This is a genomic window from Streptococcus vestibularis ATCC 49124 (assembly GCF_000188295.1).
Classification (GTDB): domain Bacteria; phylum Bacillota; class Bacilli; order Lactobacillales; family Streptococcaceae; genus Streptococcus; species Streptococcus vestibularis.
On the sequence record NZ_GL831112.1, the window covers coordinates 416,503 to 426,785 of the forward strand.

At 39.8% G+C, this 10,283-nt stretch carries 10 protein-coding genes and 1 pseudogene; 8 read left to right on the plus strand and 3 right to left on the minus strand.

What is annotated here, in order from left to right:
• The first annotated feature begins 223 nt into the window (after positions 1 to 223).
• Together HMPREF9425_RS02210 and HMPREF9425_RS10655 are read left to right on the plus strand one after the other, a co-directional pair.
• Positions 224 to 733, plus strand: coding sequence for a hypothetical protein (locus HMPREF9425_RS02210; protein WP_037621639.1), 510 nt, complete (start codon positions 224 to 226; stop codon positions 731 to 733).
• Positions 734 to 944: 211 nt separating this feature from the next.
• Positions 945 to 1,064, plus strand: a pseudogene (locus HMPREF9425_RS10655) (IS30 family transposase); the annotation flags it as partial.
• A gap of 49 nt (positions 1,065 to 1,113) precedes the next feature.
• Here HMPREF9425_RS10655 and HMPREF9425_RS02215 read toward each other — a convergent pair.
• From HMPREF9425_RS02215 to HMPREF9425_RS02225, 3 genes are read right to left on the minus strand one after another with little or no spacing between them, the layout of a single operon-like run.
• Complete coding sequence (locus HMPREF9425_RS02215; protein ID WP_003096419.1) at positions 1,114 to 1,383, minus strand: GIY-YIG nuclease family protein; 270 nt, start codon at positions 1,381 to 1,383, stop codon at positions 1,114 to 1,116.
• 3 nt (positions 1,384 to 1,386) lie between these two features.
• Complete coding sequence (locus HMPREF9425_RS02220; RefSeq protein ID WP_003096421.1) at positions 1,387 to 2,151, minus strand: tRNA1(Val) (adenine(37)-N6)-methyltransferase; 765 nt, start codon at positions 2,149 to 2,151, stop codon at positions 1,387 to 1,389.
• A 49-nt stretch (positions 2,152 to 2,200) separates the two neighbouring features.
• Complete coding sequence (locus HMPREF9425_RS02225) at positions 2,201 to 3,136, minus strand: polysaccharide deacetylase family protein (RefSeq protein ID WP_003096423.1); 936 nt, start codon at positions 3,134 to 3,136, stop codon at positions 2,201 to 2,203.
• Positions 3,137 to 3,265: 129 nt separating this feature from the next.
• Between HMPREF9425_RS02225 and HMPREF9425_RS02230 the strand changes: the two genes are divergently transcribed.
• From HMPREF9425_RS02230 to spxR, 6 genes are all read left to right on the plus strand, one after another.
• Positions 3,266 to 4,021, plus strand: coding sequence for a lysophospholipid acyltransferase family protein (locus tag HMPREF9425_RS02230; RefSeq protein WP_003096426.1), 756 nt, complete (start codon positions 3,266 to 3,268; stop codon positions 4,019 to 4,021).
• Between the two features lie 106 nt (positions 4,022 to 4,127).
• Positions 4,128 to 4,823 carry a helix-hairpin-helix domain-containing protein gene (locus HMPREF9425_RS02235; RefSeq protein ID WP_003093743.1) on the plus strand — a complete coding sequence of 232 codons (696 nt, stop codon included), beginning with the start codon at positions 4,128 to 4,130 and terminating at the stop codon, positions 4,821 to 4,823.
• A complete protein-coding gene (locus HMPREF9425_RS02240; protein WP_003096429.1) occupies positions 4,813 to 7,053 on the plus strand; it encodes a DNA internalization-related competence protein ComEC/Rec2 in 2,241 nt (746 codons plus the stop codon). The genes HMPREF9425_RS02235 and HMPREF9425_RS02240 overlap by 11 nt, the downstream gene beginning before the upstream one ends.
• Positions 7,054 to 7,138: 85 nt before the next feature.
• The gene (murA, locus tag HMPREF9425_RS02245) at positions 7,139 to 8,401 is read left to right on the plus strand and encodes a UDP-N-acetylglucosamine 1-carboxyvinyltransferase (protein WP_003093180.1); all 1,263 of its coding nucleotides are present in this window, start codon (positions 7,139 to 7,141) and stop codon (positions 8,399 to 8,401) included.
• A gap of 65 nt (positions 8,402 to 8,466) precedes the next feature.
• Positions 8,467 to 9,012 (plus strand): GNAT family N-acetyltransferase, encoded by a 546-nt coding sequence (locus HMPREF9425_RS02250; RefSeq protein ID WP_003093731.1) that lies wholly within the window; start codon positions 8,467 to 8,469, stop codon positions 9,010 to 9,012.
• On the plus strand, positions 9,005 to 10,283 hold a 1,279-nt coding region (gene spxR / locus HMPREF9425_RS02255; protein ID WP_003094415.1), incomplete at its 3' end, for a CBS-HotDog domain-containing transcription factor SpxR. The genes HMPREF9425_RS02250 and spxR, both read left to right, overlap by 8 nt.

Sequence of the window (10,283 nt, forward strand, 5' to 3'; positions counted from 1 at the left end):
AAGAATTAAAACGCTCTAAGAAATAGAGCGTTTTCCTATACCTTGAATATACAATATAAGTACATAATAAAAACTCATAAGTTTTTCTATAACCAGTTGTTAGACCAATTGCAAAAGCAACAAAACGTTATATTGTAAGACCTGTTGTAAATACTGTAAAACGTTTAGTTGTTAATCCAGTCAAGAGATTGTTTGGTCGTAGAAGAGGAAAGAGAAGATGACAATGAAAAAAAGCAATATTTTAGGGATTTTTGTAGGACTATTTATAGGGTTGGTTACAGTCTTAGGAATGAGTCTATTTATCTTTATTAATTTAAAATTTAACTCTGTTTATTATGCTCAGCATATTCCTCATAAGGAGGGAACAGAACCGGACATCATTATGCTGATGGAGAATATGGGTTGGGCTTATACACCGGAAATAGATGGTATTAGCTATGATGATGATGGAATGTACGCTATAACTAGAAATAAAGGAACGGAAAGGTCTATATTAGGTCTTTCAGGTGATACTCTATATTTTAGTTCGGCATCGGGTGATGGCTATCTTTTAAATCATGATTTTTCTATCAAAACTGCTCTTGACAAACGTTATCACAAGATAAAATATAATCAACGAAAAGTCCTAAAAGAAATTAGAGAGACCGTTCAACCTGTGATTGATGCTCAACCAAAACCATTAATCAATCTTCAGTGGTTGTTTAATTTAATTTATCAAAGTAGGTTTAATTAGAGAAAAAAGATAGCATAGAAGTGTTTTGTAAGATTATTTATATCTAAAGATGAGTTTATCTATATTGTGGCATTTACTGTGGATATAATTCAGGGCACCTTGCCGGGTGTCTTTTTTATTTACTAAATTTGGAGTAATACTACTGATTTTAAAGCTATTTAGAGCATGTAGACTGATTCATACACGTGCGTTGTATACCACTATGAGAATTTTTCTAAAAGGTAGTGATTTGACATTGATTGAAGATTATATCATTCAGCTTTGGGAGAACAAACTAAATAATAGAATATGAAAATGTCTTAACTGGAAAACATCTTATGAAGTCTTCTAAGAGGAAAGTATGCACTTAATTTGATAATTCAAGACTAAAAAACGCACGGTTATTTTTCCGTGTGTTCTTTGATATAAGCTAGTTTTTTCTCTCGACTTTTTTTCTTAAAGAGTGCTTCGGCACTCATGGCTTCAGACTTGCTGTCAAAGGCTTCTGAGTAGATGAGTTTAACTGGTAGGCGGGCTCTGGTATACTTGGCGCCTTTGCCTGAGTTATGGGTTTTGAGGCGGCGTTCGACGTCTGTGGTGTAGCCTGTATAGAGGGTTCCATCGGCACACTCGACCACATACATGTAGGCCTTGCTATCCTTTTCTGCCATCGTTTAGGACTCACTTTCAGCCTTTTTTCCAAAGTAAATCTCAAAGATTTCGTCGGTATAGTCGCCATTTTTCTTGTGCACAAAGAGAGGGGGAAGAATCTTCAGTCCATCTGTTGATCCATCTTTTATGGCTTCAATCAGGAGCATATTTGCCTCACGTCCCATCTTAGGATAGATAAACTGGATGCGTTTAGGTGCTAGATTATACTGGCGCATGGTGTCAATGATATCCAAAAAGCGGTCAGGGCGATGCACCATGGCAATGCGCCCATTAGATTTAAGGGCATGACGTGCGACCTGGCAAATTTCTTCCAAATTAGTCGTGATTTCGTGACGGGCCAAGAGGTAGTGCTCTGACAGATTCTTCTTAGATGTTTCTGTCGCCTTAAAGTAGGGAGGGTTACAGAGGATAAGGTCCACCTGAGATCGTGGGGTATGGTCAAGCAAATTCTTTAGGTCGTCATTGACAACAGTCACCTGATCTTCTAATTGATTAAGAGTTACGGAACGCTGGGCCATATCAGCCAGACGTTCTTGCAGCTCAACCAAGGTAATCGGTGCCTCAGTGCGTGTACTGGCAAAGAGGCCAACGGCACCATTTCCTGAACAGAGGTCGACGATTAATCCCTTTTTTGGAATTTTTGGGAACCGAGAGAGGAGGACACTGTCAATAGAATAGCTGAAGACCTCCTTATTTTGAATGATTTTTACATCTGTGGAGAAGAGTTGGTCAATGCGTTCTCCATCTTTTAAAATTGGATTTGTCATAGTTTTAATTGTAACAAAAAACAGCTCCCAAAGGAACTGTTGCGAGTGATTACTCTAGGACACCGAAGGTATACCCTTGATTTTTGAAATATTCGATAATTTGTGGAAGGGTTTGAACAGTAAGTTCTTTACCAGCAGCGTCATGCATAAGGACAACCTTAACATGACTTTCAGGGAAATACTGTTGAGAACCATCCATGTAGGCCATCATAGTTTCAGATGTGGTTGGGCGAACAGAGGCTGGTTCTGCATCTCCACAGAGCATGTTCCAGTCAATCCACTGGATACCTTGATTGGCGAGAGCATGGTCGGTTGCCTCCAATCCTTGCCATGACATATGACCACCAGGGTAACGGAAAATTCTTGTTTTGAAGTCCTTACCTAGGATGGCTTGGAAATTGGCATTGGTTTGGTCAACTTCAGAAACAATTTGACTTTTGTTGGGAACACGCCCAGGATAAAGTAGGTTAAAGTTGTGGCTAAGGCTATGGTTAGCAATAGCGTGTCCTTCTGTAATTTGGCGTTTGAGGATGTCCGCATTTTCTTGACTAATGGTATAACCAATGTGGAAGAAGGTTGCGTGAACGCCATACTCTTTCAGAATATCCATGACTTGTGGTGTCAAGGTAGGATCAATCCCGTCATCGAAGGTTAAAAAGACAACCTTATCGTCAACATCTTGAGATACACCTCGGATAGTGTTATTAACAGCAGTAACGTCGTAGGCATAATCAGAGGCTTCAATGCTATGGTTACTACCTTTTTTGAGTTGTTTTTTATCATTTTTTTTAGCTTGTTCTGAAGAAGAATTTGCTCCGTTAGCTACTTGTTCAGTTTTTTCAGTCTGAGCTGGTTGTTCAGCTTTAGAATTGTGGCGTTGTGACAAAACAAATCCTAGAATAGCCAGTACGGCCAAGTTAGCAATGATGAGGCATAGATTAAGTGCCTTCCTATTTTTCCCTATAATCTCAATACTTCTTTTCATAATTACATTATAGCTCAAACAATTAGAAAGTGCCACAACATTTCCAATTGTTTTACAAAGAAGTTCTATGAAAAAGCGTTCCTTTTTTTGGTATAATAGTTAAAAAATTGTAGAAAAAGAGGTAAAAACGTGTTTTACGCTTATTTACGTGGGCTTGTTGTCTTCCTTCTTTGGATTATCAATGGTAATGCCCATTACCACAATCGCGATAAATTATTGAACAAAGATGAAAACTATATCTTGGTTGCTCCGCACCGCACTTGGTGGGACCCTGTTTATATGGCTTTTTCAGCTCGTCCTAAGCAGTTTATTTTCATGGCTAAGAAAGAACTCTTCAAGAGCCGTATCTTTGGTTGGTGGATCCGCATGTGTGGCGCCTTCCCAATTGACCGTGAAAATCCTGGTCAGGAGGCTATCAAGTACCCGGTTAACATGCTTAAGAAGAGTAATCGTAGTTTGATTATGTTCCCAAGTGGTAGCCGTCATTCTTCTGATGTTAAGGGTGGGGTTGCGGTTATCGCTAAGATGGCTAAGGTTAAGATTATGCCAGTTGTCTATCAAGGACCTCGTGAACTCAAGGGGCTCTTGACAGGTGAACGTGTGGATATGAACTATGGTAATCCTATTGATATTTCAGATTTGAAGCGTTTGAATGACGAGAATATTCAAGAGGTTGCTCGTCGTATCCAATCTGAATTTGATCGTCTTGATGCAGAAGCTTTGAGCTATCAAACAGGCAAGAAACCAAATCCTTTGACTTATATTTACCGTGTACCTCTCGGTCTTGTGGCTATCCTTGCAGTGATTTTGACTATGGCTTTCTCATATGTAGCTAGCTTTGTTTGGGATCCTGAAAAACACCGTGCCAAAGAAACACAGAAATAAGCTAATGACTCTGTCAGACATAAATCTGATGGAGTTTTTTCTTTTTGATATATTTTTCAATTTTTTTACGAATAAGAAAGAAAATATATCAATTAAGGAGACTGACGTGAAGGAAAAGATTATAGACTATGTTAACAATAATCGTCTATTTGTGAGTATCATTGGTGTGCTGATGATGGTTTTCTGCTTCTTTCTGTGGATGACTTGTGGTGCCGGCAACAGCATGGAGGCAGAGACGTCTTATACAGATGTGACAACATTGTCAACCTCCTCATCCAAAGAAGGGTCAAAATCACTTACGGAAGTGTCTTCTCAGTCACAAACTGAAGGAAGTGAAAAAGTTAAGTCAAAAGTAACGGTAGATGTTAAGGGGGCTGTGGTCAAGCCAGGTGTATATACGCTAAAAGTAAGCGCTAGGGTGACAGATGCCATTCAGGAAGCTGGAGGAATGACAGAGGATGCAGACGCTAAGAGTGTTAATTTGGCCGCAAGCTTGTCAGATGAAGAGGTTATTTATGTAGCCAATAAAGACGAGAATGTTTCTGTTCTTGATCAATCAGATACTGGTCAGGTCTCTAACAAAGGAGGGCAGGCTGTATCTAAGAATGGCAAAATTAACTTAAATACAGCGACCTCAGAGCAGTTACAAACTATTTCTGGAATTGGTGCCAAGAGGGCAGAGGATATTGTCGCTTATCGTGAAAGTCATGGCGGCTTTCAGTCCGTAGGTGACCTGAAAAATGTTTCAGGCATTGGTGATAAAACGTTAGATAAAATCAGAGAGTCCATCTATGTGGCTTAAAAAATCTCCAATCAATCTTTTTTCCCTAGCGCTTTTAATAGTTGCTCTTTATTTTACTATTTTTGTATCTAATTTCTATGCTATTGGGGCTTTTGTCTTTTTTATGGTCTGTTTTTTGAAGCATCATTGGAAGAATATGGCAGCTCTAAAGTTGGTGGGACTTGTTGGTGGGTTCTTTTTGATTTATTTTTTATTCTTGCACCACAGAGCTATCATGCAAGATAAGCAAGTTCCTGCTGAAATTCATCAGGTGACACTGGTTGCAGATACGCTCTCAGTTAATGGTGAGCAATTATCAGCAATCGGTAAGTCAAATGGTCAAACCTATCGGGTCTTTTACCGGTTAAAATCTGAGAAGGAGCAGTATTTTTTTAAGACTACTAGTCAAACGCTTGTTTTAAAAGGAAAAATAAAGCTATCCTCGGCAACAGGTCAACGTAATTTTCAAGGCTTTGATTATCAGTCTTATCTAGCTAGTCAGAGCATTTATAGGATTGCTCAGATTGAGCGTCTGGATCATATCGTAACCCCAAAATCGATATCTCCAATAGATTTTTTCCATCAATTGAGGAGGAGGGCTCTAGTTCATATTCAGACGCATTTTCCTAATCCGATGAGACACTATATGACAGGACTGCTCTTTGGGTATTTGGATAAGGAGTTTGATGAGCAGAGTCAACTCTACACCAGCTTGGGGATTATTCATCTTTTTGCGCTATCGGGTATGCAGGTTGGATTTTTTCTTGGCTGGTTTCGCTATGGACTTCTTCGTTTGGGTCTTCCCAAAAATTATATCCTTGCTATCTTATTACCTTTTTCGATTTTCTATAGCTTAATGACTGGTTGGACGGCTTCGGTCTTACGTTCTTTGATTCAAAGCCTTTTGGCTGAGTGTGGTATTAAAAAACTGAACAATATGGGCATAACGCTGCTTCTATTATTTCTAGTCTTGCCTCATTTTCTTTTAACGGTAGGAGGTGTTTTAAGTTGTTCTTATGCCTTCTTATTGTGTTTATTTGATTTTGAGGAGATGCCGTCTTTTAAAAAGTCAATCTATATGAGTTTGGTATTGAGTCTTGGGACTTTGCCTTTTTTGACCTACTATTATGGAACTTTTCAACCATTGAGTTTGATTCTGACGGCAATCTTCTCTCTAGTTTTCGATAGCTTTCTCTTACCTATCTTAACAGTACTTTTTACACTTTCAGGACTGGTAATCTTTTCTCAAATTAACCCACTTTTTGAATGGATGGAGACCTTTTTGACTTGGATACAATACTGGATAGGCCAGCCTTTAATTCTAGGGAAACCTAGTTTGTTTCAGTTTGGCTTGATGATAGTTGTATTGGTTTTGCTCTTTGATTTTTGGAAAAAGCCTCAGTTTAGAATATCCCTCTTGATGATTTTTAGTCTTTTGATGATCTGGGTTAAACATCCTTTGATCAATGAGGTGACGGTGGTTGACGTTGGTCAAGGAGACAGTATTTTTTTAAGGAGTATGAAAGGTAAGACGATCCTGATAGACGTAGGTGGCAAGGTGACTTTCGGCTCTAAGGAAAAATGGCAAGAGGGGAGCCAGACGAGTAATGCGGAGAAAACCTTAATTCCCTATCTACAGGCAAGGGGAGTGTCTCAAATTGACTATCTGGTTCTGACTCATACAGATACAGACCATATTGGTGATTTGGAGGAAGTAGCTAAACGGTTTAAGATTAAGGAAATTTGTGTCAGTCAGGGGGCTTTGACTAAGCCTAGTTTTGCCAAACGTCTTCGATTTCTTAAACGTCCCGTTCGCACCTTAAAGGCTGGTGATAAACTGCCTATGATGGGAAGTAACATACAGGTTCTTTATCCCAATAAAATTGGTGATGGTGGTAACAATGATTCACTTGTTCTCTATGGAAAGTTATTGGGGACCAGTTTTCTGTTTACTGGTGATTTGGAAAAAGAAGGAGAGGAGGAATTGATGTCCAGCTATCCAAATTTAAAAGTAAGTGTTCTCAAGGCAGGACATCACGGCTCTAAAGGCTCTTCATCAGAAGCTTTTTTGGATCAGTTAGAACCATCACTTGCGCTTGTCTCAGCTGGTGAAAATAATCGTTATAAGCATCCAAATGATGAAACATTAGAGCGTTTCAAAGAACGTCATATTAAGGTTTTACGCACAGACCAGGATGGTGCTATTCGGTTTAAGGGATGGTTCAAACTATCAAGTGAAACTGTCCGATAATTTCCAGGGTCCTTAATTTGTCATGCACCTCAATCTATGGTAGAATGTAAAGGCTAATATTCCAGTATAAGAAAGATTGAACAGTATGCGTAAAATTATCATCAATGGTGGTAAGAAACTTCAAGGAGAAGTTACAGTATCAGGAGCTAAAAATTCAGTTGTTGCTTTGATTCCAGCCATCATTTTATCTGATGGAGTGGTTACTCTTGACGGGGTACCAGCAATCAGCGACGTCGATAATCTAATTGAGATCATTGAAGTAATGGGTGGTTCTGTTAAGCGTGATGGCGAAACACTTGAAATCGACCCTCGAGGAGTTAAAGATATGCCAATGCCATTTGGTAAGATTAACAGCCTTCGTGCTTCTTATTATTTCTATGGTAGTTTGCTTGGGCGTTATGGTCAAGCTACAGTAGGATTTCCTGGGGGCTGTGATTTAGGACCACGTCCTATTGACCTTCACCTTAAGGCGTTTGAAGCGATGGGCGCTAGCATTTCTTATGAATCCGAGTCTATGCGTATTGCGACTGATGCTGGTCAACGTATTCAGGGTGCTCATATTTACATGGATACGGTCAGTGTTGGAGCGACCATCAATACCATGTTGGCTGCGGCTAAGGCTGATGGTCGTACGGTTATTGAAAATGCCGCTCGTGAACCTGAAATTATTGATGTGGCAACGCTTCTCAACAATATGGGTGCGCGTGTACGTGGTGCTGGTACAGAAATCATCACGATTGATGGTGTAGAGAGCCTACATGGTACTCGCCATCAGGTTATTCCAGACCGTATTGAAGCGGGCTCATACATTGCTATGGCAGCAGCTATTGGTAAGGGGATTAAAATTAAAAATGTTCTCTATGAACATCTTGAAAGTTTTATTGCTAAGCTTGAAGCAATGGGTGTTCGCATGATCGTTGAAGAAGATGCAATTTTTGTAGAAGAACAGGGCGATTTAAAACCTATTGACATTAAGACATCACCTTATCCAGGTTTTGCGACGGATTTACAACAACCAATGACACCATTGTTGCTGAAAGCAAGTGGCCGAGGAAAAATCATTGATACAATCTATGAGAAGCGTGTAAATCACGTTCCTGAACTGGCTCGTATGGGTGCTGATATTCAAGTGCTTGGCGGTCAGATTGTTTATAATGGGCCAACGCAACTTTCTGGTGTACCTGTGAAAGCTAGTGATTTGCGTGCGGGTGCTGCACTCGTTACTGCAGGACTTATGGCAGATGGTCAGACTGAAATAACAAATATTGAATTTATTCTTCGAGGGTATTCAAATATCATTGAGAAACTTTCTGATCTTGGTGCAGATATTCGTTTGATTGAAGATTAAGTCTAAGGTTCAACCGCTTCTTGTTGAGCCTTTTTCCATTTCTAAAACTGTGCTATAATACTATCATGGATATTTGGACTAGTTTGGGTGCTTTTGCCTTCTTTGAGTCAGAGCGCCTTTCTTTTAGACCACTCGTCTTTTTAGATCGTTTTGACTTACATGAGATTGTGTCGAATCCAGAGAATTTACAATTTTTCTTTCCTGCTACCAAAACTCAGTATGAAACAGATTGCCTTTTGATACATTATTTCATGAAGGAGCCTTTGGGTGTTTGGGCAATTGTAGATCGAGAGTCTAATAAGTTGATTGGGATCGTTCGCTTTGAAAAGATAGACGTCCAGAAAAGGACTGCAGAGATCGGTTATTTTTTGAATGCTTCATACTGGGGTAGAGGTCTAATGACTGAGACAGTTACTTGTTTGTCAGATTTGGCATTGACAGCTATGGGCATGGAACGCATTATCCTTATTGCTCATTTGGAAAACGAGGCATCGATTCGTGTGGCAGAAAAATCTGGCTTTAAATTGGTGTCTCGTTTCAAAGGAGCAGACCGATACACCCGTACCATGAGAGATTATCTCCGCTTTGAGAAGGAGGAGAACTGTGAGTAAACATCAAGAAATTCTAGATTATCTAGAGGCTTTGCCCATCGGTAAACGAGTTAGTGTGCGTAGTATTTCTAACCACTTGCAGGTTTCTGATGGAACTGCTTATCGAGCCATTAAAGAAGCTGAAAATCGAGGACTAGTTGAAACGCGTCCTCGAAGTGGAACAGTTCGAATTGAAAAGAAAGTCCAGGTTCGCCTTGACAAACTGACCTTTGCGGAGATTGCAGAGATTACAGAGTCTGAGGTGATTTCGGGTCATGAAGGTTTGGAACGTGTCTTCAGTAAGTTCTACATTGGAGCCATGACTATTGAGAATATCACCCGTTATCTAACAAAAGGCGACCTTCTCATTGTTGGAGACAGGGAAGATATCCAGTTATTAGCCCTCGAATACAATAATGCTATTCTGGTAACTGGAGGCTTTCAGGTTTCTGATAGGGTTAAAGAGCTTTCTCGTTTGAAGCAGTTTCCAGTCATGGTCACTACTTACGATACATTTACTGTGGCGACTATGATTAACCAGGCACTTTCTAATGTTCGTATCAAAACAGATATTAAAACAGTCGCTCAAGTCTATACTAGACGAGAAGACTACAACTATATGACTCCAGAAATGACAGTCAAAGATTTTCAAAATTTGGTTAAACGGACTAACCTTGTTCGTTTTCCTATTGTGTCTGAGGATGATAGGGTTATTGGGATTGTGACCATGCGTGATGTGGCTAATCAGCTTCCGACCACTATGGCTAAGGCTATTATGACAAAACCGACAGTGACTCGTTTGGAGACTAGCCTTGCGACTGTGGCCCAAAAGATGATTTTTGAAGACTATGACATGATTCCTGTTGTGGATGACGAAAAACATTATCTAGGCACTATCACTCGTCGTCAGGTTTTAGAGGAGCTTCAAGATAATAACCGTGGTGATCTCCATACATTTAGCGATCAAATGATAGCTAACCTTAATCGTGAAAAGAATGCCTTTAGTTTTGAGGTAGAACCGGCCATGATTGATAATTCTGGGAACCTTACACAGGGTGTTCTTGTAGAAATGGTTAAAGAGGTTGTTTACCGAACGATGGAAAACCAAGAACAAAATAGTCTGGTGATTGAAGAGATGATGTTTTACTTTCTTCAGGCGGCTCAAATTGATGATAAGGTGACGATTACACCCAGTATCATTGCGGAAACCAGACGCAGAGCTCATTTAGACCTTATGGTTACTCATGGTAATCATACGGTTTGTAAGTCAGTAGTAGTGGTCAAGAAAACTT